General features: G+C 74.8%; 17 protein-coding genes and 1 tRNA gene. 4 read left to right on the forward strand and 14 right to left on the reverse strand.

From position 1 onward, the window contains the following. Nucleotides 1–66: 66 nt before the first annotated feature. The 11 genes from PO879_RS12930 to PO879_RS12980 form a co-directional block, all read right to left on the reverse strand. A complete protein-coding gene (locus PO879_RS12930; protein ID WP_278235288.1) occupies nucleotides 67–1,518 on the reverse strand; it encodes a family 20 glycosylhydrolase in 1,452 nt (483 codons plus the stop codon). Between the two features lie 24 nt (nucleotides 1,519–1,542). Beyond that, nucleotides 1,543–3,036, reverse strand: coding sequence for a hypothetical protein (locus PO879_RS12935; RefSeq protein WP_278235289.1), 1,494 nt, complete (start codon nucleotides 3,034–3,036; stop codon nucleotides 1,543–1,545). A 160-nt stretch (nucleotides 3,037–3,196) separates the two neighbouring features. Continuing rightward, entirely contained in the window at nucleotides 3,197–4,318 is a 1,122-nt protein-coding gene (locus tag PO879_RS12940; RefSeq protein ID WP_278235290.1) for a GGDEF domain-containing protein, read from the reverse strand. A gap of 152 nt (nucleotides 4,319–4,470) precedes the next feature. Further along, entirely contained in the window at nucleotides 4,471–4,749 is a 279-nt protein-coding gene (locus PO879_RS12945) for a metal-sensitive transcriptional regulator (protein ID WP_278235291.1), read from the reverse strand. 127 nt (nucleotides 4,750–4,876) lie between these two features. Beyond that, on the reverse strand, nucleotides 4,877–5,743 hold the full coding sequence (locus PO879_RS12950) for a sulfite exporter TauE/SafE family protein (protein ID WP_278235292.1): 867 nt from the start codon (nucleotides 5,741–5,743) through the stop codon (nucleotides 4,877–4,879). A gap of 16 nt (nucleotides 5,744–5,759) precedes the next feature. Continuing rightward, nucleotides 5,760–6,368, reverse strand: a complete 609-nt coding sequence (locus tag PO879_RS12955; RefSeq protein WP_278235293.1) for a rhodanese-like domain-containing protein — start codon at nucleotides 6,366–6,368, stop codon at nucleotides 5,760–5,762. A 41-nt stretch (nucleotides 6,369–6,409) separates the two neighbouring features. After that, nucleotides 6,410–7,819 carry an MBL fold metallo-hydrolase gene (locus PO879_RS12960; RefSeq protein ID WP_278235294.1) on the reverse strand — a complete coding sequence of 470 codons (1,410 nt, stop codon included), beginning with the start codon at nucleotides 7,817–7,819 and terminating at the stop codon, nucleotides 6,410–6,412. A 256-nt stretch (nucleotides 7,820–8,075) separates the two neighbouring features. Next, nucleotides 8,076–8,930, reverse strand: a complete 855-nt coding sequence (locus PO879_RS12965) for an aldo/keto reductase (protein WP_278235295.1) — start codon at nucleotides 8,928–8,930, stop codon at nucleotides 8,076–8,078. A gap of 227 nt (nucleotides 8,931–9,157) precedes the next feature. Continuing rightward, nucleotides 9,158–9,230: transfer RNA gene (locus PO879_RS12970), tRNA-Ala, on the reverse strand. Between the two features lie 109 nt (nucleotides 9,231–9,339). After that, nucleotides 9,340–10,521: a hypothetical protein gene (locus PO879_RS12975; protein WP_278235296.1), complete on the reverse strand. Its 1,182-nt coding sequence runs from the start codon at nucleotides 10,519–10,521 to the stop codon at nucleotides 9,340–9,342. A 79-nt stretch (nucleotides 10,522–10,600) separates the two neighbouring features. Then, nucleotides 10,601–11,236 (reverse strand): GNAT family protein, encoded by a 636-nt coding sequence (locus PO879_RS12980; protein ID WP_278235297.1) that lies wholly within the window; start codon nucleotides 11,234–11,236, stop codon nucleotides 10,601–10,603. A gap of 64 nt (nucleotides 11,237–11,300) precedes the next feature. On the opposite strand from PO879_RS12980, the gene PO879_RS12985 reads away from it, so the two are divergent. After that, entirely contained in the window at nucleotides 11,301–11,957 is a 657-nt protein-coding gene (locus tag PO879_RS12985) for a 5-formyltetrahydrofolate cyclo-ligase (protein WP_278235298.1), read from the forward strand. 46 nt (nucleotides 11,958–12,003) lie between these two features. On the opposite strand, the gene PO879_RS12990 is transcribed toward PO879_RS12985, so the two are convergent. After that, nucleotides 12,004–14,661, reverse strand: coding sequence for a penicillin acylase family protein (locus tag PO879_RS12990; protein ID WP_347568601.1), 2,658 nt, complete (start codon nucleotides 14,659–14,661; stop codon nucleotides 12,004–12,006). A 71-nt stretch (nucleotides 14,662–14,732) separates the two neighbouring features. Here PO879_RS12990 and PO879_RS12995 point away from each other — a divergent pair, with 71 nt between their 5' ends. The 3 genes from PO879_RS12995 to mscL all read left to right on the forward strand — a co-directional run bounded on the left by PO879_RS12995 (nucleotide 14,733) and on the right by mscL (nucleotide 16,279). Then, nucleotides 14,733–15,047, forward strand: a complete 315-nt coding sequence (locus PO879_RS12995; protein ID WP_278235299.1) for an FmdB family zinc ribbon protein — start codon at nucleotides 14,733–14,735, stop codon at nucleotides 15,045–15,047. A gap of 105 nt (nucleotides 15,048–15,152) precedes the next feature. Then, nucleotides 15,153–15,806: an SAF domain-containing protein gene (locus tag PO879_RS13000; RefSeq protein ID WP_278235300.1), complete on the forward strand. Its 654-nt coding sequence runs from the start codon at nucleotides 15,153–15,155 to the stop codon at nucleotides 15,804–15,806. A gap of 80 nt (nucleotides 15,807–15,886) precedes the next feature. Next, nucleotides 15,887–16,279 (forward strand): large conductance mechanosensitive channel protein MscL, encoded by a 393-nt coding sequence (gene mscL / locus PO879_RS13005; protein WP_278235301.1) that lies wholly within the window; start codon nucleotides 15,887–15,889, stop codon nucleotides 16,277–16,279. 45 nt (nucleotides 16,280–16,324) lie between these two features. Here mscL and PO879_RS13010 read toward each other — a convergent pair whose 3' ends face one another. Together PO879_RS13010 and PO879_RS13015 are read right to left on the reverse strand one after the other, a co-directional pair. Then, the gene (locus PO879_RS13010) at nucleotides 16,325–16,546 is read right to left on the reverse strand and encodes a hypothetical protein (RefSeq protein ID WP_278235302.1); all 222 of its coding nucleotides are present in this window, start codon (nucleotides 16,544–16,546) and stop codon (nucleotides 16,325–16,327) included. A 20-nt stretch (nucleotides 16,547–16,566) separates the two neighbouring features. After that, on the reverse strand, nucleotides 16,567–20,733 hold the full coding sequence (locus PO879_RS13015) for a hypothetical protein (protein ID WP_278235303.1): 4,167 nt from the start codon (nucleotides 20,731–20,733) through the stop codon (nucleotides 16,567–16,569). Nucleotides 20,734–20,964: the final 231 nt, after the last annotated feature.

The following is a 20,964-nucleotide window of genomic DNA, read 5'->3' on the forward strand; positions in this document are numbered from 1 at the left end:
TCCACTTCGGGGTGGACGGCCGTCCACGGGGCCGTGCGTCGTCGGCGTCCCTCGGCTCCTGTCAGCTCACTCCGGCCAGGCGACCTGCGGCGTGGGGTGGAACGCCCAGCCGCTGGCGCGCCAGGCGGGTGCCGACGCGGCGGTGCGGGCGGCGAAGGACTCCCAGTCCTTGCGCTCGGCCGCCGTCCAGGCCACCTCGGCGACGGCCCCGAGCCGCGGCAGCAGCATCGAGAACAGCTCGTCACGCGTCGTGAGGGTCTCGGTCCAGATCGCGGCGGAGACACCCTCGACCGAGGACGTCGGCAGGCCGTCGATCACGATGGTCGGCTCCCAGTCGTAGGAGTCGCGCAGCTCGACGTGGCCGGCCCACTCCAGCCCCAGCGGGTGCTCAGGGGTGTACTTCATGTCGAGGTAGGCGTGGTTGCCGGGCGACATGATGAACCGCGCGCCGGCGTCGGCCGCGGCGACGAACCGGTCGAACTCCTCGCCCTTGGGCTCCCAGTACTGCAGTAGCGTGCCCGGCTCGACGGGCCCGCGTGAGCCTTCCTGCCAGAAGATCGGCGTCTTGCCGTGCTCGCGCACGATCCGCTGGGCCAGCTCGACGAACCGCGCGAACTCCTCGCGCTCCATCGTCAGCACCTCGTCACCCCCGACGTGCACCCACGGCCCGCGGGTCGTGCGGGCCAGGTCGCCGATGACGTCGCGCAGGAACGGCTCGGTGGCCGGGTTGTCGAACCAGAGCCGCGAGAACCCGACCTCGATGCCGTCGTAGGCGTCGGTGGCGACGCCGTCGGACGTCAGCGCGCCGTAGACGTGGGTGGCGGCGTTGACGTGCCCGGGCATGTCGAACTCGGGCACGATCGTGACGTACCGCTGCGCGGCGTAGTCCTGCAGCGCCGTGTAGTCCTCGACGGTGAGATAGCCGGCCGAGCCGCCGCCGACCTGGTTGTCGGACGCCTTCTCCAGCTCGGGACGGGACGGGATCTCGATGCGCCAGCCCTGGTCGTCGGTCAGGTGCAGGTGCAGCACGCGCAGCTTGAACGACGCGGCCAGGTCGACCACGGCCCGCAGGTCCTCGGGACCGAACCAGTGCCGCACGACGTCGAGGCTCAGGCCGCGCCAGGCGTAGCGGGGCGCGTCGTGCACGACGACGGCCGGCACGGCGGCCGCGGCGCCATCGGTGCCGGGCACCACGAGCTGGCGCAGCGTACGGGCGGCGTGCAGCAGCCCGACGGGTGCCGCGGCGGTGGCGAGGATCTCGCCGTCGGCCACCCGCAAGGTGTACCGCTCGTCGGTCTCCGCGCCCGCGGGCCCGGCGGCGGGGTCGAGGCGCAGCGTGACCGTCACGGCACGAGCGTCGGTGACGTCGTCGGACACCGGGACGCCGGCGGCCTCGACCTGCGCGGCGACGAGCCGGGCGAGGGCCGGGTCCGGCGCGTCGACGCGGACCGCGGGCACGACGACGGCGGGGGCGTCGGTCGCGGTGACCTCGGTGGGCCACGGGATGAGGGGCAGCATGAGTCTCCTGTCAGGCCCGGCCGGTCAGGACCCGGTCACGAGCAACGGCGCGGGGTCCGTCGGCACGAGGTCGGTGGACCGGTAGTACTCCGGTTCCGGCCCCGCCCAGCCGGCGTGCACTCCGTCGGGCAGTTCGTCGGTCACTCGCCCCCACACCCACTCGGTCGTGGTCAGTCCGCCGGTCCGGTCGGCGACGAGCACGAGCTCGACGGCGTCGGTCCGGGCGGCCGTCCGGCCGAGCTGGTCACGGTCGACGACGGACTCCGGTCGCGTCTGGTGCAGGACCACCATCGTCGGGGGCAGACCGTGATTAGTTACCACCCCTTCAATATAGGTGATCACGTCCCGCACCTCGGCCGCCGACACCTGCCCCGGGGGCATCTCCCCGTCCGACCGCCGGTCCTCCGGGTGCAGCGCCACCCCCACCCCGGGCTGCGCGAGCAGGTCCTCCAGCGCCTCGACCTCCTCCCGCAGGGTCGACATCCCGGCCCCGACGTCCAGCAGCACGTACTGCCCGGCCTCGCGGGCCGCCCGCACCAGCGGCCCCAGCTCGGCCGGCGGCTCCTCGGCGACCCAGTCGCCGTCCTCGCCCGGGTGCCCGGCCGCGGCGCTGGCCTGCACGACGACCGTGGGCACCACCGGCCCGCCGGCGAGCCCGTCGTAGGAGTCGGCCGCGGCCCGTGCCCGCTCGACCACGACGGCGGGGTCGTCGCGCCGACCGCCGGTCACCGTGACGTACCGCGCCGGCACCAGCTGCTGGGTACCCGTGGGCAGCAGGTCGCCGCGCTCGGCGGCGGCCACGCGCCACGCGAGCTCCTCGGCGCTGCCGAAGCTCGGCCCGACGCCGATCACGGCCAGCGCCTGCGCGGTGTCCACGTGCTCGACGACCTCCGGAGCGCCCGCGATGTCCCCGCCCGGCACCTCGAGGTCGACCGCACCCGCGGCCCGCAGCGTCGCGATCGCCGCCTCCTGCCCGGGTCGCGGGTCGGTCAGCGCCAGGACCTCACGCAGGTGCGAGGGCGCCGACGACGGCGACGAGGCTCCCGCGCCCAGGGCGACGTCGACGCGGTCCTGCAGCCGCCGTGCGTCGTCCTCGGGCAACAGGTCGACGTCCGGGTCGCTGCCGGGCAGCGGGGCCGGAGCCTCGAGATCGACGACGGCGACGCCCGCCGCGGCCGCGGCCTCCACGGCACCCGCGGCGGGGTCCGAGGCCTGCTCGTCCGGCAAACCGGCGGCTCGGACGACGACGGCGACGCGCGCGCCCAGGCGCTCGAGCTCGTCCCCGATCCCCCCGGGCGACACCCCGCCGCCGACGAGCAGCGCCGGCGCCCCCAGGCTCTCGGCCGCCGCTGCGTGCAGGGCTCGCACGACCCCGTCCGGCAGCTCGACGGTGGTCCCCGCCAGCACGGCGACGGGCGTGCGCTCGAAGACCTGCTGGCTCGCCGTCAGCGCCAGCTCGGCCGGGTCCGGCGACCCGAGCAGCACGGTGGACGCCGGTGCACGGACGACCGGGTGCACCGCCGGGCCATGGGTCGGCTGCGGACCTCCCTGGTCTCCGCAGCCTCCGACGAGGAGGACGACGAGCAGGGTCGACAGGACGAATGGGACGTTCCGTGCAGGCACCCCGACATCTTGGCCCATCCAGGGCGGTCGGGTCGACAGCGCCCGACCGACCGTCTCAGTCGAGCCGGCGGGCCGGCAGGTTCGCCACCCCACCCCGGCCGCCGCGTCGCGGCAGCGCGGGGGACGCCGCCGAGGCGGCCGACGTCGGCGGCACCCCGGGCACCGGGGCGGCAGGCGACGACTCGGCGGGGGCCGGGCCCGTCGCCGACGTCGTCGTGGCCACCTCGAGGGGCGCCCCGGCGTCCCGGGCGAGCCGCGCCTCGGCCTCGGCGACGAGCTCGTCGGGCGACGCCGCTCCGGCGACGGACCACACCACCGACGAGCGCAGGTCGGGCCAGACCAGCTCGTCCAGGCCGCCCGAGGGCTCGGCCAACCGCCCCAGGACGTGCCGCCGGAGCTGGTCCGCGGAGGCCGCGGCATGGATGTCGTCCATGGCCGGCAGGGTGGCCAGCACGGCGAACCGGTCCCCGCCGACCCGGCCGGGCTCGCACCCGCGCGGCAGCCCGGTGCGCAGCCGGTGGGCGATCTCGACGAGCACGACGTCCCCGGTCTCCAGTCCGTGCCGGGCGTTGAGAGCGGACATCCCGCGCACGTCGAGGAGCACCAGGACGGCCCGCGTCGCCGATCCGCGCACGAGCCCGCAGCGCCGCGACAACGAGTGGTAGGTCGTCGCGCGGGTGGGCAGACGCGTGTGCGGGTCCTGCGTCGTCCGCTCCGCCAGCGCGGCCACGAGGGCCCGCATGAGGTCGGCCGTCGCGGCCGTGCCCCAGTGGCTCCCGGCCACCAGGACGTCGTCGTAGCGGTGCGCCTCGGTGCGCTCCATGGCGCGAGTGGCGACGGTGGAGACGGCGTCGTCCGGCGAGACCGTCATGGGCGCCCAGTCCGTGACGGACGAGACGGGCTTGCGCTCCAGCACAGCACGGCCGTAGCCCAGGCGTCCCGTCAGCGCGGCGGTCAGCCCGGCACGCATCACCATGCCGGTGCGGGCCCCGCCCTCGTCGTCCTGCACGGCGACGCACGTCACCTCGGGACTGCGGAACATGACCTCGAGCTGCCCGACGGGCATCGAGGACCCGACCACGGTGATGGGGCGGGCGAGGTCGGCGACGGTGCCGGCCAGCCGGGCACCGCCCCGGACCTGTCGGTGTCGGGCAACCTCGGAGATCTCGTCATGCACGGTGGTGAGTATCGCGGTGGACCGACCCGACATGTCGGACCATTCGGACGCCGTCGCCGAGTGTTCCGGCAACGTTCACCTCGTTCACCGGACGGACGCCGAGCGATGTCGGGACGGACCGGAGCACCGATCGCACCGGCCCGTCCCGGCTGTCAGGCCAGCGTGAGGAAGAGCTTCTCGAGCTCCTCGGCGGTGAGCCCGTCCTCCGCCTCCGCGGTGCCGTCCGGGTCCGTCAGGCACTCCCGCATCGCCGTGGAGACGATGACGTACCCGGCCCGGTCGAGGGCCGTGGACACGGCCGAGAGCTGGGTGACCACGTCGCGGCAGCTGCCGCCGGACTCGACGGCGGAGATGACGCCGTCGAGCTGCCCGCGGGCACGCTTGAGCCGGTTGAGGATGCGGCGCTGGGTCTCGGGGTCGGCATTTCTCATCGGGGGTTCGCTCCTGGTCGACGGGGAGCCGCGGGACGACGCACGCCCCGGGGCGGACGTCAGGATACGTCCGCCCCGGGGCGTGCCGGGGGCGCCGTCCCGGGGCGGGTCCGGGACGGCGTCGTCGTCAGCGGGCGGCGAGGCGCCCCCGCAGCGGGCAGGCCGCGCCGACCAGACGGCAGGTGACGGCGGCGACCGCCACCAGGGCGGCGACGACGGCGACCACGAGGCCGCCGACGCCCGGCAGCTCCTGCACCAGGACGACCACGCCCATGACCAGGACGAACCAGCCGAACCCGCGGCGCAGCGCCGCCTCGGGGACGCGGGTCGTCAGCCGGGCCCCGATGAGGGACCCGACGACGGCCGCCGCCGTGACCGCGGCGACGAGTCCCCAGTCCAGGGACACCGAGGTGAGGTAGCCCGCCAGGCCGGCGAACGACTTCATCCCGATGACCAGCAGGGACGTACCCACCGCCACCGACATCGGCAGACCGCCGAGCAGGACGAGCGCGGGGACGACCAGGAAGCCTCCCCCGGCACCCACCAGGCCGGTCACGAGGCCCACGACCAGCCCGTCCAGGACGGTCCGGCCCACCTTCAGCGTGCCGTCGTGCGCGGCCGTCCGGCCGCCGCGGCGACCGCGGATCATGGCGGCCGCCGTCGCGATCATCATGGCCGCGAAGGCGATCATGAGGATCGTGCCGGGGATGTGCCCGCCGACGAGACCGCCCGCGAAGGCGCCGGCCATGCCGGCCGCCCCGAAGACCAGCCCCGTCCGCCACTGCACGTTGCCGCGGCGGGCGTGGGCCAGCATGCTCGTCACCGACGTCACGCCGACCACCAGCAGCGAGGCCGCGATCGCCTCCTTGGGTGCGAAGCCGGCCACGTACGTGAGCAGCGGCACGGTGAGGATGGACCCTCCCCCGCCCAGCAGGCCGAGGGAGATGCCCACCACCACCGCGAGCAGCAGCACCGCGATCGTCGTGATGTCCACGGTCGCCCCCCGCCGCTCAGGCGGCCTGCGCCGTGACGGCCTGCGGCGCCACCGGGATGGACCGGATGGTGTTCTCGTAGGTCGGGCTGACCTCCGTGCGGTTCCACGGCATCCTGGACAGCGCCGCCGCCATGGCGCACGAGTTGGACAGGGCCGAGTAGGTCAGCCCGGCGCCGATCGCCCCGGCGAGGATCCCCACGCGCGGGTGGATCACCTTGCTGCCGACGAACCCGGCGAGCACGAGCGAGCCGGCGACCATCCGGACCTGCCGGTCCATGGCCCAGCGCTGCGCGCCGCGCACGACGGTCCCGCCCGCGGACTCGAAGGCGGAGATCCCGCCGGCGAGCACCTCGGCGCTGGAGACGCCGACGGACGACAGCCGGTCCTGCGCCTGCCCCGCGCGGACGCCGGACTGGCACACCAGCACGACGCGGCCTCCGAGCCGGTCGGCGAGGTCGTGGGTGTGCTCGGACAGCAGCGGCAGGGGCACGTTGTACGAGCCGCGGATGTGGACGGACTCGAACTCGGCGGGCGTGCGGACGTCGATGATCGTCAGCTCGTCGTCGGCCAGGCGCTGCTTCAGCTCGCCGGGCTCGATGGTCGTGACGGTGGCGGTGTGGGCCATGGGTGAGGGGGTGCCTTTCGTCGGGCGGGTGGGGCGGGCGGTCACGCGGGGACGGCGACGGGCCGGGACCGGGTCCAGGCGGTCCAGCCGGCGTAGCTGCCGTCGAGCTCGACGACGTCGTAGCCGGCACGGCGCAGGGCGCTGGCGGCCACCGCGTTGCGCACGCCGGACTGGCAGTACGTGACGATGGTGCCGTCGTCGGGCAGCTGGTCGAGGTTCCACAGCACGCGGCCGCCGCTGAGCTGCGTCGAGCCCGGGATGTGGCCGTCGGCGTGCTCGGTCTTGTTGCGGACGTCGAGCAGCATCGCCGCGTCGACGGAGTCCAGGTCGGCCGGGGAGACGACGGCGGGCTTCGTCAGCGGCAGTCCGTCGAGCTCGGGGGTGAACCCGGCCACGGTGTCGATGCCGACACGGACCAGGTGGTCACGCATCTCCTCGGCGTACGCCTGGTCCTCGGCCAGCAGGATCAGCGGCCGGTTCTCCGTCTCCGGGTCGTAGACCCAGGCGCCGTAGCTGGCCGCCTTGGCGATCCCGGGGACGTTCAGGCTGCGGGCCACGGTCCCGGCGTGCACGGCGTGCTGGTCGCGGGTGTCGACGAAGATCACCTCGTCCGCCTCGAGGCGGCGGGCCAGGTCGTCGTTCGCCATCCGGCCGAGCGGGGACAGGGGGCCGAGCAGCGCCGGGCCGTCCTTGTTCTCGCGCTTCATCCGCGCGAAGTAGGCGTGGGCGTCCGGCTGCCCGTCCAGCAGCTCGTCGATGAAGCCCTGCTCGTCGCCGTCGCGCAGGTACGGGGCCCACCAGGCGTTCAGGCGCTCGTAGCCGACCGTGGTGGAGGGCAGCGCACCGAGCGCCTTGCCGCAGGCGCTGCCGGCACCGTGGGCCGGGAAGACCTGGACGTGGTCGCCCAGGGTGAGGAACTCGTCGCGCAGGGAGGCGAAGAGCTGGCGGGCACCCTCGAAACGGGTGTCCACGCCGCCGGCGGCCTCGTCGAGCAGGTCGGGGCGGCCCAGGTCGCCGGCGAAGACGAAGTCGCCGGTGAGCGCGTAGCCGGGAGCGTCGCTGAACGCGCCGTCCGTCACGAGCATCGCGAGGTGCTCGGGGGTGTGCCCCGGGGTGTGGCGGGCCTCGATGGTGATGTTGCCGATCGTGATGGTGTCGCCGTGGTACAGACGGTTCGCCTCGAAGCCGTACTGCCAGTCCTGGCCGCCCTCGCCGGAGACGTAGACGTCGGCGCCGGTGGTCGCGGCGAGCTCGCGCGTCCCGGAGAGGTAGTCGGCGTGGATGTGGGTCTCGGTGACGGCCACGATGCGCATGCCGTGCCGCTGGGCGAGGTCGAGGTACTCGGCGACGTCGCGCCGGGCGTCGACGACGACGGCCTCACCCTTGGCCTGGCAGCCGATGAAGTAGCTCGCCTGGGCGAGGTCTTCGTCGTAGATCCGTTCGAGCAGCATGGGGAGTCTCTCCTTGAGGTCGGTTCCGCGATGCGGTGACCCCAGTCTGACGCATACCCCCCAGGGTATTCAAGTCACACCCCCCAGGGTATGCACGGAACGCCCCCGAGCACCCGGTGACATGCAGGTCAGGGCGCTGCTGCCGGGATCGCCCCCCGAACGCACGCAGGGGCCCCTCCGAGAGCTCGGAGGGGCCCCTGCGGGACCGTGCTGCCGGCCGGCTCGCGCTGCCGCGCGGGCCGGCCGGTCGGCCGGATCAGTTGCCGGCGTAGACCGGGAAGACGCTGTTCTCGCCGTAGTCGCGGAAGTGCACACCGCGCAGCGTGTCCATGTCCTCGTCCGAGATCTCGAAGTCGACCTCGGCGTTGCTGCGCATGTGCGCGGGGTTGGCCGTCTTCGGCACGGGGACCGTGCCGAGCTGCAGCGTGTAGCGGATGCACAGCTGCGGGACCGTCACGCCGTACTTCTCCGCCATCGCCGCGACGTTCGAGTCCTTGAGGATCTCGCCGTGCGCGATGGGCGAGTAGGCCTCGACGAGGATGCCGTGGCTCTCGCAGAAGTCGAGCAGCTCGAACGGGGTGTTGCCCACGTGCACGAGCAGCTGGTTCACGTGCGGCGTGACCGTGCTGCCCTCCAGCAGGTTCTCGAGGTCCTTCTGCTCGAAGTTCGACACGCCGATCGAGCGCAGCTTGCCGGCCTTGTAGGCGTCCTCGAGGGCCCGCCAGGCCTCGCGGTTGCCGTCGGCGTAGTCGCCGCCGCGGAAGTCGTCCCAGGGCTGCGGGCTGTGGATCAGCATCAGGTCGATGTAGTCCAGACCCATGGTCGCCAGCGACTCGTCGATCGACGCGGTCGCCTCGTCGTAGGACTTGACCTCGGCGGCCAGCTTGGTCGACACGAAGAGGTCCTCGCGGGCGACGCCGGAGGTCCGGATGCCCTCGCCGACGCCACGCTCGTTGCCGTAGGCCTGCGCGGTGTCGATGTTGCGGTAGCCGATCTCGACGGCGGCGCGGACGGCCTCGGCCACCGAGTCGTCGTCGATGAACCAGGTGCCCAGGCCCATGCGGGGGACGGCCACGTCGTTCGACAGGGTGTAGTTCTCGTTCAGCATCATGGTGGATCGCTCCTTCAGTTCGTGCGACGCAGTCCACGCTAGATCGGGCCGGGAGAAGCTGCGAGGCACCACTGGTACACCCCTCGGGCGCACACCCCAGGACGACGACCGGACCCGCGCACGCCGACGCACGACCCGCGAGCGTCCGCGCACGCCGTCGTGCGGGAACAGGGTCGGGACACGACGAAGGCCCGGAACCGCGAACGGTTCCGGGCCTTCGTACCGGGTGGAGCTAGGGGGATTCGAACCCCCGACCTTCTCATTGCGAACGAGACGCGCTACCAACTGCGCCATAGCCCCGTGAAGCGGTAGTCAGATTAGCACCCGGCCACCGCTTCCGGCCAAATCGGGTCGGCTCCGACGACGTGACGTGCGTCGCACCTGCTCCCGCGGCACGCACGGGACGGGCTCAGCCCGCCGCGCGACGCCGGGCCAGGATCTGCTCCAGCGGGAGCCCCAGCGTCTCCGACCGGGGTCGCGGCTCGTCACCGGCCGCGGGCTCCGGCGCCCCGCTCGGCGCCGCGTACGCGGAGTCCTGCGGCTCGGCCCGGTCCTCGACCGTCCACCGACCGCCCTCCCGGGGTGCCGACGTACCGCCCGTGCGGGGCGTCGTCGGGTCGGCGTCGGCCCCGGCGCGCGGGGCTTCCGGCTTGGTCACGTAGGTCGGCAGGGGCACCGGGACCGGGTCCCACGGCTCCCCACCGACGTGCCGGGAGTAGCCCGGCGCGAACTCGGCCGCCTGCTCGGGCGACCCGCCGTCGCCATGCTGACCGGACCGGTCGTGATCGTCCGACGGCGCGGAGGAGTGCTCGGACGGCGATGCCGGCGCCCGGCGTTCGGGCTCGCCGTCGTCGGCCCGGTCCTCGGCACGCCCGGTGGCCCGGTCGGACGGCGCGGTCGTCGGCTCACGCCGCTCCCCCGTCGCCGCGGCGGTCCCCTGCTGCACGCGCGGGATCATCTGCGTGTGCGTGTCGGAGGGGTGCACGGCGTAGCCGGTGACGCGCGCCCGGTTACGCGGGGCGTACGGACCACCGTGCGCGAGCGTGCGACGCTGCGTGGCCCGCTGCTGCTCGGCGCGACGCTCCGACCGCCACCGGGCGTCGGACCGGCGCGCCGTCAGCACGGCCAGCCGGCCGAGCACCAGCACCACGAGCAGCAGCCCGGACGGCACGGCCGCCACGGGCCACGGCACGTACCCCAGGCCGACGGCCGTCCACGCGGCGGCGGTCAGCAGGGTCAGCAGGACCGTCAGCGTGAGCCGGCGACGTGCACGGGCGGCGCGGCGCTCGAGCACCGCCAGCCGCGAGGCGCGCACCTGCGGCGTCATGCCCGACGCCGGCCCGGCGGCCGACGCGGTCACCCGCGGCGTGCTGCCGGTCGGCGGCGAGTGACCCGCCGCACGGTTCGTGGGCATCGGTCGCCCCTTCCCTGCTCCGTCCGCCACCGTCAGCATGCGCAGGCCGCCGGAGAACCGGTCGTCCACCCGGGCCGCCGCGAGCTCCGTGCGTCGCCGCAGCTGCAGCGGGACCCAGTAGCCGAGCCACAGCACGAACAGCGCGAGGGCTGCGAGTCCTGCCGGCGACGTGTCCATTCCCCGACGGTAGGCGAGCCGGGCCGGAGCGGGCCGCACCACCGGGCGGCGTGTCCGCTACCTGGACACCGTCGGAGCCTCAGGCGTCGTCGCGGGCCCGCTGCCAGCGCGCGAGCAACCCGCCCGGGACGTCCTCGGTCGTCAGCGCGAACGTCCGGTGGTCACGCCAGTCGCCCTGGATGTGCAGGTACCGCTCGCGGACCCCTTCGTCCCGGAACCCGAGCTTCTCCACCACCCGCAGGCTCGCGGTGTTCTCGGGCCGGATGTTGATCTCCACGCGGTGCAGCCCGACCACCTGGAAGCAGTAGTCGGTCGCCATCGCCACCGCCGTGGGGATGACGCCCCGCCCGGCGTGCTCGCGCGCGATCCAGTAGCCGATGCTCCCCGAGCACAGCGAGCCGTACTGGATCGAGGAGACCGTGAGCTGGCCGGCCAGAGCGTCGTCCAGGTCGACGACGAACGGCAACGACGTGCCCGCCCGCGCCTGCGCGCTCAGCGCACGGACGTACTCGCCGAACGAGGACGCGCTAGGCCGTTCGCCCGGCGTCGTCGCCTCCCAGCGGTCCAGCCAGTCCGCGTTCGAGCGGCGCAGCTCCATCCAGGCGGTCCCGTCCCGCCGACGCAACGGGCGCAGCACGACAGCGCCCGACGACGTGTCCTCACGCAGCGTCACCGGCCACGGCTTGGTCACCGCCCACCTCTTCGTGTCGCTCATCCGACCCCCGTCCACGCCCGGCACGCCGGGCCCCTCGACTCCCGGACCCTGCCACAATGAGGGCATGCACGGCGACCGCAGGCCCTCGACCGCCCCCCAGCCGTACCCGGTCGTCGCCGGGATGGAGACGGGGGACGCCAAGGACGAGCTGCGCCGGGCGATCCGCCACCAGCGCCAGGACCGGTCCGCGCGCCTTCGCGAGCGGGCCGCCGCGGCCTTCGCCGAGGTGCTGGCCACGGTGCCGGCCGTGTCCGCCGCGGTCACCGTGGCGACCTACGCCGCCCGGCCGACCGAACCCGGCACGGGCGCCCTGCTGGACCAGCTCGCCGCACGGGGCGCCCGCGTCCTGCTGCCGGTGCTCGGCGCCGGGCTGGCCCGGGACTGGGCCGAGTACACCGGCCCGGGCGACCTGCTCGAGCGCGCCCCCGGCCGGCCGCCGGAACCGGGCGGCCGCACGCTGGGCGGGCAGGCCATCGCCGAGGCCGACGTCGTCATCGCCCCCGCGCTCGCCGTCGACAGCCACGGCGTCCGCCTCGGGCAGGGCGGCGGCTGGTACGACCGCTCGCTGAAGCAGGCCCGCCCCGGCGTCCAGGTGGTCGCCATGGTGTTCCCGGAGGAGTTCTACGACGCCTCCGAGCGGCCGCTGCCCGTGGAGGACCACGACGTGCCGGTGCACGCGGTGGCGACCCCGGACGGCTGGCAGCCGCTGCCGGTGGCCTGAGCGGCCGGGCCCGCCGCCGCGGCGGACCGGACCCGACCACCCGGGCTCAGGGCACGAGCGTGGCGGTGTCCTCCGCGTTCTCCTCGACGGCGTCGCGCGTGAACGGCCACGTGAACGTGTCCCCCGCCGCCCAGGAGTGCAGCTGGTCGTCGTAGTGGGACGAGGCCGGGTGCCCGGACGTGCCGGTGACCGTCACCCAGGTCGAGGCGTCCAGGTCGCCGAGGTCGACGACCATCCGCATCGACGGTCCCGTCGTCACCGCGAAGCTGCCCGTGGAGGCGTCCCAGCCGGTGGCGTTGACGATCGAGCTGCCGCCGGGCATCGGCACGGGGTGCGGGTTCACGTAGTCGCGCACGAGGCCCGGCACGTCGGGACCACCCAGCACGGGGTGCTGCAGCGACAGCTCGTGCAAGGCGCCCCAGCTCCAGTCGCCCGGGTCCTTGGACAGCTCGACCGTCAGGTCGTGGCGGGCCGTGACCAGGGCACGCGTGAGGATCTCGTCCCGCGTCTCGACGACGTTCAGCGTGGACCGGTCGTCCCAGAACGGGTCGTCGGGACGCTCCAGCATGTCGCGGACGACCACCAGCCAGCGCGAGCCGCCCGAGGGCAGGGCGTCGGCGGGCAGGTCGTCCCAGAAGGTCGCCGAGAGCAGGTTGCGCCACACCGCGTTGAAGTAGGCGGCGGCTGCGGAGTCCGCGCCGGTCCGGTAGTCCCACCCGGCCAGGAGCTCCTGGCCGGCGGCGTCGTAGGAGTCCTCGATCTCCATCTCCAGCAGCACCGGGACCAGGACGGCCGCGAACGGCGACCAGTCGTCGACCTGCAGGTCGTTCATGTCGGCGACGGTGAACGGCCGGCCCGCGCTGACCTGCTCGGTCAGCAGCGTGCGGATCCGTTCGGAACGGAACCCCTGGTCCCAGTCCTGGGACAGCTCGGGTCCGACGCCGTCGGGCAGCACGGCCTGGTTCGCCGCGACGACGAACCCCTCCTCGGGGTCGAGGGCGCGCGGCATCTCGGCGGGGTCGACATACCCCTGCCAGTCGAACCGCGGGTCCCAGCCGGGTCGCGGCCAGGTGCCGTCCGAGGGGACGGGGCCCTCGACGTCCCGGCGCTGGGGGACCTTGCCCGGTGCCTGGTAGCCGATGTGCCCGTCCGTCGTGGCGAACACGATGTTCTGCGCCGGGACGTCGAACAGCTCGGCCGCCGCGGCGATCTCGTCGGCGTCGCTCGCGGACGCCATCGCGAACACGGCGTCGGCGGTGCGGCCCGGCTCGAGAGCGGTCCAGGCCAGCGAGACCGCGTACTCGCCGAACACGGTGCCGGTCTCCGTGGGGGCCCCGACGACGGCACCGACGTCGAGCACGTCGGAGACCACCGGCCCGTGGTCGGTGGACCGCACCCGCAGCTCGACCGGGGTGCCGCCGTTGACGCGGATCGTCTCGGTGCGGGTCTCCATGTCGACCCACTCCTCGGCGTCGGCGTCGCGCAGCCACGTGTCGTTGCGGACACGCTCGACGAAGAAGTCGGTGACGTCGGCGTTCATGTTCGTCAGCCCCCACGCCAGGTCGGCGTTGTGACCGATGATCACGCCGGGGAAGCCCGCGAACGAGAACCCGCTGACGTCGAACGGGCAGGAGTCGTCGACCTGGTCGCAGTGCAGGGACACCTGGGACCACAGCCCGGGGGCCGCCAGGGAGAGGTGCGGGTCGTTGGCGAGGATCGGCGCCCCCGTGGCCGTCAGGTCGCCGGAGACGGCCCAGGAGTTCGACCCGGCGCCGTCGCCGCGCCCGACGAGGACCGGCACCGACTCCAGGGCCGTGGTGGCCGACTCGATGGCCGCGTCCAGCGCCGAGGTGCCCCACGGCAGCTCGGTCGACGTGCGGGCGACGGTGCGGGCGTCGACCGGCTCGAGGTCCTCCTCGGTGAGGATCGGCGTGTTCCCGCCGTCGGCGAAGGTGGGGAAGATCTCGTCGACCAGGTCGACGTCCTCCAGCGTGCTGTAGGCCTTGGCACGGTCGAGCTCGGTGTCGTAGTTGCCGCGCAGGTCCCAGGCCATCGCCTTGAGCCAGGCCAGCGAGTCGACCGGGTCCCACGGGTCGGGATCGGCGACGTCGACGGTCGCCCCGAGCACGGTGTACTCGACGGCGAGGTCCTCCGGGGCGCGGTCGGCCAGGTAGGCGTTGACGCCCTGGGCGTAGGCCTGCAGGTAGGAGCGCGACTCCGGGGAGACGAGGTTCCACTCCTCCTCGGCGACGTCGCGCCAGCCGAAGGTGCGGATCACCTTGTCGGCGTCGATCGCGGCCGGGACGTCCCCGACGAGCTCGGCGAGCCGACCGGCGGTGACGTGGCGGCGGTAGTCCATCTCGAAGAACCGGTCCTGGGCGTGCAGGTACCCCTGGGCGGCGAAGAGGTCCTCGGCCGTGCCGGCGTAGACGTGGGGCACGCCCTGGGCGTCGCGCTGGACCGTGACCTCGCCGCTCAGGCCGGGCACCTGCTCGGTCGAGGAGTGGTCGGGCAGCGGCCGGCGCGCGGTGACCACGGTGAACGTGATCGTCGCGACGAGCGCCAGCACGACGAGCACGGCGATCCCGACGGCGGTCCGGCGCAGGCGGGACCGCGCCGGCGGAGCGGCGTCCTCCTCGGGGGGTTCGTCGCCCTCGCGGGGCTGGTCGGGCTCGTGCGTGACGGGGTCGGTGCTCGCTGACACGCAGGCGAGACTACCGCCCGAGTATGATTGGCACTCGCATGATTCGAGTGCCAGCCATCTGAGGAGACACCGTGCCCACGTACGCCTACCGGTGCGCCGACTGCGGCCACGCCTTCGACATCCGTCAGGCGTTCACCGACGACGCGCTCACCGTCTGCCCCGAGTGCGCCGGACGGCTGCGCAAGCAGTACGGCTCCGTCGGTGTGTCGTTCAAGGGGTCCGGCTTCTACCGGAACGACTCGCGGGCGGGTTCCGGCTCGTCCAGCGGCTCCTCGTCGAGCGGCTCGTCGTCCAGCGGCTCGTCGTCCAGCGGCTCGTCGTCGAGCGGTTCGTCGTCGGGCGGCTCGAGCTCGTCGACGGGATCTTCCCAGGCCGCCTCGGCCTGAGCACCGGGGTAGTTCCCCACCCACCGAGAGCGCCGTCCACAGGCCCGCGCGTCCCGGTGCCGGACCGTCCGGAGCGCCCTCCCGGCCCGGCCTAGCGTGCCGGCCATGGACCTCTCCGTGCACGGCCGGATCCGCGACCGGCTCCGCCTCGCCGCCTGGCGGTCCCGGTTCGTCGTGGCCGCCGTCTGCTGCGGCCTCGCCGCCTGGACCACGGTCGACGCCGTCCGCCCCGCCCCACCGGTGACCCGCGAGGTCCTGGTCACCGCACGTGCTCTGGACGGCGGCCAGCCCCTCGGGGCCGACGACGTCACCACGGTGCGCGTCGACGCCGGCCTGGCACCGGGTGCCCTGCTGGACGGTGCCGCCGACGTCGCCGGCAGCACCGCGGCCGTGGACCTGCCGGCCGGCACGCCGCTCTCCCCCGCGCTGCTCCGCCGCGGCGGTCCGGCCGCCGCCGCCCCGCCGGGGAGCGTCGTGGTGGCCGTACGCCTGACCGAGTCCGACTGGCTGCGCCCCGGCGACCGGGTCGACCTCGTCGCCACCGACGACGACGGCGCGCGGCTGGCACGTCGCGCCGAGGTCCTGCCGCCGCCCGACGAGGGGGCGGGAGCCGGCGACGAGGCCGACGCCGGGCTGCTCGGCTCAGCCACGGGCGGTGCCGCGGACCCGGTCACGCTGCTCGCCGTCTCGCCCCAGGAGGCCGCGGCCGTGTCGGCCGCCTCCGGATGGGGAGCGGTCGCCCCGGTCCTGGTGCCGTGACCGGTGTTGCGGTCCCGGGGACCGCTGCCGAGAATCGTCCCGGCCACCACACCCGCACCACGAAGGGACGCCGTCACATCATGCTCACGGGCTTCAAGCAGTTCATCATGCGAGGCAACGTCATCGACCTCGCCGTCGGCATCGTCATCGGCGGCGCGTTCGCCACGGTGATCGCCGGGCTGAACGACGGCCTCCTCCTGCCGCTCATCGCCGCGGTCTTCGGCGAGCCGGACCTGACCCAGGTCGGCACCTTCATGATCAACGGCGCGCAGTTCAGCATCGGCCTCTTCCTCGACGCCGTGCTGAACTTCCTCGTGGTGGCGGCCGGTCTGTACTTCTTCGTCGTGATGCCGATGAACAAGCTCGCCGAGCGCCGGGCCCGCGGGCAGGAGCCGGAGCCCGAGCCGGTGCCGGACCCGGACATCGTGCTGCTCACCGAGATCCGCGACCTGCTCTCCGCACGCCGGCACTGAGGCCAGCGGCGGCGCAGGCACCGAGGCCGGCGTCGGCGCCGCCGGTCACCAGTGCGGGGGGACGTCCCCGCGCAGGCGCTCGTCGTTGGAGCCGTGCCCGCCGGACTCGTCGGTGCTGACCCCCCAGTGGGTCTCGCGCTCGGTCCCGCGGCGCACGGCCCGACGGGGACCGCGACGTCGCGGCGCGGCGTCGGGCGCGGGACGCTGCGGGTCCCGGGCGTCCGGGTCGTCCTGGTCGGGGGCCGGGGTGTCGGCGTGCGGGGTCACCCCACCATTCTGCCCGGCGGTCAGTCCGCCGACGACGCGTCCTGGTCCGCGGCGTCCGGGCCCGGCGCGGACGCCGCGGTGTCCGGGTCGCCGTCCTCGCCCAGCACCGGGACCACGACCCGCGGCGGCACGGGCACGCCGCCCGGGGTGCCGACGCGGTCGTCGCGTACCCGCTGCACGAGTCGCCGCACCCGGTCGGCCTCGCCGTCGGGATCGAGGAACACCGCCGCGGACCAGACCTGCGTGACGGTCCAGCCGAGACGCTCGAGGCGCTGCGCGAGCTGGCGGTCGCGCACGCGCACCGACGGCTCGGCGACGTAGTCCTCGTCGTCGGTGAGCACCGCGACCAGCATCTCCCCGGGCAGGTCGGGGTGCCCCACGACCAGCGGGACGTGCTCGCCGTCCACGGTGCCGTAGTCGGTCTCGACCAGGTAGCCGAGCCGCCACAGCCGCTCGCCGAGGTCGGTCACCAGCCGGTCCGGGACGCGCCCCACGTCGACGCCGTTCCCGAGCTCGACCTGGTCGGCCGCCCCCGAGCGCCGCTCGGCCATCTCCAGCACCTCGCGCAGCAGCCGCGGTCCGGCACCCCGCAGGCGGTCGGGATCGAGCGCCGTGGCGTCGAAGCAGCTCACCACGTGCAGCCGACGGCGGGTCGCGCCGAGCGCGCCCAGCAGCATCGCCTCGCCGCCGTCGTCGCCCAGCACGCCGAACCGGTGCAGCACCCGGCCGTGCGGCGTCCGGCCGAAACCGACGGACAGCAGGATGGTGTCCCGGGAGAGCCCGGCGACGCCGGTGATGTCGGCGACCACCACCGGTTCGGGCCGACGACCGGAGAAGAACGGCGCCAGCGCCGGGTTGGCACGGACCTCGGCCAGCAGCGCCTCGCGGATCCGGTCGGCGTGCGCGGCGGTGACGGTCACGATGCCGAGCGTCTCCTCGGGCCTCGTCATCGCGTGGTCGATGGAGGCCTCGATCACCCGGTCGACCTCGGCGCGGGTGCTCTGCACGGCGCCGGTGGACTGGTCGGGCATCCCGCTGCCGTCGACGAGGTCGAAGCGGACCAGCTCCTCCGCGCGCGGCACGGGGGCGGGGCGCAGCAGGCCGTCGTAGCCGTGGGCCGCGAGCAGCCGGGTCAGCGCGGGGTCGCGGCGGTTCTCCCGCGGCTGCAGGGTGAGGGTGGGCAGCAGCTCCGACAGCTCGGCCACGCTGGTGCCCGAGGCCGAGCGCGGGTCGCCGACCACGACGACCTGCCGGCCGCGGGCGAGCGCCGGCAGGACCACCTCGGTGGGCACGTGCTGGACGGCGTCCACCACGACGAGGTCCGCCGTGCGGTGGGCCGGCAGCAGGTGCGGCACCAGCGTGGGGGTGGCCAGGACGACCGGGCGCAGCCGCCGTGCCAGGTCGCCGTACCGGTCGACCAGGTCCCGCAGCGAGCTCATCCGCCCGCCGATGAGCTCGGCGAACAGGTCCTCGGCACCCTGGCGGTCCTCGCGCATCGCCGTGCCGAGGTGCGCCCGGGCAGCGACCCGCGCCGGCTGGGAGAGCGCAGCCAGGTGCCGGACGTCCAGGTCGCGGAAACGGCGGGCCAGGGCGTCGAGACCGGCCCCGTCCTGCCCGGCCAGCACCGGGTCCTCGACGAGGATCTGCTCGAACACCGTCGACCACCAGGACAGGTCCAGCTCGGCCGCGACCCGCTCCCCCGCCACGCGCCGGGTGGTCAGGTCGTCGACGAGCTCGCCGACGCCGGCCTCCCGGGCCCGCCGCAGCAGCGCCGTGCGCTCCGGCAGGGTCTCCAGGGCCTCCGGGTCACCGACGAGCTGGTGCAGGCGCTCGGCGAGGGCGTCCAGGTCGAGGTCGAGCAGGCGTCCGCCCTGCGTGGTCGGCGCGAGCACCGGCTCGAGCTCGGTGAGATCGATGCGCACCGCCTCGTAGGTGTCCTCGATCGTCGCCAGCCCCTCGGGCAGGGTCGGCCAGCCGCCGCGGGCCGAGTGCTCGGCCCACAGCTCGCGCTGCGCGGCGACCTCCTCGAGCGCGGCGTGCAGGTCGGTGACGCGCACCCCCGGGCGGACCATGTCGCGGGCGCGCTTGCGCAGCCGGCGCCGGGTGAACCAGCCCATCTCGATGCCGTGCTCGCGTCGCCACGCCCGCGGCGCCGTGGCCTGCACCAGGTCCGTGGCGGTGCGCTCGAACACCATCGGGTGGAAGACGTCCAGCGTGCTGCGCATCCCGGCGAGCATTCGCAGCTGGTCGCCCCACGCGCGGATCGTGCGCGGCACCTCCAGCCCGGTGACCTCGCCGGTGTAGGCGATCTGCCGGCGCAGCTGCGGCAGGGTCGCGTCCTTCAGCCGCCGGGCCCGCGCCAGGGCGTCGCGCGCGGCGTCCATGGTCAGCAGGTCCGCGCCGAACCAGGGCGTCCCGGACGGCCGCAGCGTGAAGGCGCCCAGCGCCGCCGCACGCTCCAGGTCGGCCGCGAGCCGCCGCCGTCGGGCCTCGTCCAGGCTCAGCGCCGTGCGCGCGTCGAGGCGTACCCGGGTCGACGGCGAGGGCCGCTCCGAGGTCAGGCGGGCCAGCTCCTGCAGCGCGTCGTAGGCGGACACGCCCCAGGGCGCGCGCCGGGCGTGCAGCGCGTCGATGTAGCCGGTGAGCTGCGCCCGCGCGCCGATCAGCGCGTCGCGGACCCCGGCGGGGCCGGCGGTGTCGACGTCCTCGGGCTCGCTGGCCATCGCGCTGAGCAGCCGCTGGGCCATGTCGTCGCGCCAGGTGGGCCGCGGGGTGACGTCCAACGAGAGGTTGCCCAGCCCGAGGTCCTCGAGCCGCTGGGCGAGGCTGTCGGCGGCCCGCCGGTGTCCCGTGACGTACAGCACCGACCGTCCGGCGGCGGCCGCCTCGGCGACGACCGCGGCCAGGGTCCCGGCGACGTCGGAGCCCACCGGTGCGTCGACGAACAGGTGGTGACCCGTCGCGGCCGCCTCGACCACGTGGCGCTGGTCGGGGTCCAGGTCGCCGACGCCGCGCTCGCGCACCGGGTCGGCGTCCGTGCGCCGCGGTGCGGGCAGCTCGACGCCCGCCACCCGACGGCGGGCCGGGTCGGCGCCGGCCAGGGCGGCCACCAGCTCGTGGCGGCCCAGGCCCGGGGCGAGCTCGTCCAGGTCGTCCACGAGCGCCTGCGCCGGGTGGACGAACGTGCCCGCGAGCACGCGGTGCTCCCAGGAGAAGTCGTCGAGGTGCTCCGCGGCGACCGTCGCGATCCGGTCCAGGACGTCGTCGGGGTCGAACCCCGCCGCCGTGAACGTCGCGTCCGCCAGCGCGGCCGCGTCGAGCCGGGCCCCGCGTGCCCGCAGGGTGCGCACGAGCTGCGGGTTCACCTCGACCGTCGGTTCCAGGGTCAGCTCGTAGTCGGTCTCGCCCTCGCCGCGCGGGGCGAGCATGACCGGGCGCAGCAGCACCGGGGCGTGCACGGTGCGGCTGCCTCCGCCCGCCTCGTCCGGGGCGCGCCGGGCGTCGGCCTCGCGCGCCGCGACGCTGACCACGGGGATGGAGGTCGTCACGGCCTCCGGGGGCGAGGAGACGCTCGCTGCGGACGCCGCGCTGGCGCCCGACGCCGCGACGTCCGCGAGCGCCGTCAGCTTCCCGCGGCGCTCGGCGGTGGGCTCGCCGTCGGCGTCGACCGCCTCGGTCCAGGTGGCCACGCCGATCGCCAGATAGGTGGGCGCCATGCCGTACCGGGCGGCGTGCTCGGCCGACCGGACCATCACGGCCCGGGCCCGACGACGGGCGGTGGGGAACGCGGCGCCCTCGCGCACGAGGTTGGACAGGCGTGTGGCCCGGCCGGCGAAGAGCTGGGCGACGCCGGAGGGGTGGGCGGCGGAGAGGTCGACGACGGCCTCGCCGAGCAGCCCGACGTCGGCGACCCCGGCACCGCCGGCGGTCTCCACGAGGCCTGCGCGCCAGCGGCGCACGGCGTCGACGAGCGGCGTCGTGGTGGTGGGACCGGCCGATGGCGCGCTGCGGGAGCTCGCGCCGTCGTCCTGCTCGTGGTCGACCGGCCGGTCCTCGGCCTGCTCGTCGGCGACGGGCTCCCGGGGGGAGCCGGCGTCCGCCGATCGGTCCGTCGGTCCGGTGGCGTCCTGCGGCGCGGCCGCGGACTGGGCCACGGTCGCGGCGGTGGATCGGCGCAACACTCTCACGCCAGCACGGTAGTCCGCCGTCGGCTCTCGCCCGTGGCGGGCACGCCGAACCGACGGGGAATCACGAACGCCCCCTCGGTGGGGGTCCGAGGAGGCGCCGCCCGGCTCGGGAGCCGGGGAAGGACAGCGCGCACCGCGCAGGGGGCGGGCGGTGCGCGCTGCCATCGGAGAGTTTGCCGGTGGTGCGCTAACACGTCAATACACCTCGCGCACGTCGAAACGATTCGCGCA

The organism is Isoptericola sp. AK164 (assembly GCF_029643425.1).
Taxonomy (GTDB): Bacteria; Actinomycetota; Actinomycetes; order Actinomycetales; family Cellulomonadaceae; genus Isoptericola; species Isoptericola haloaureus.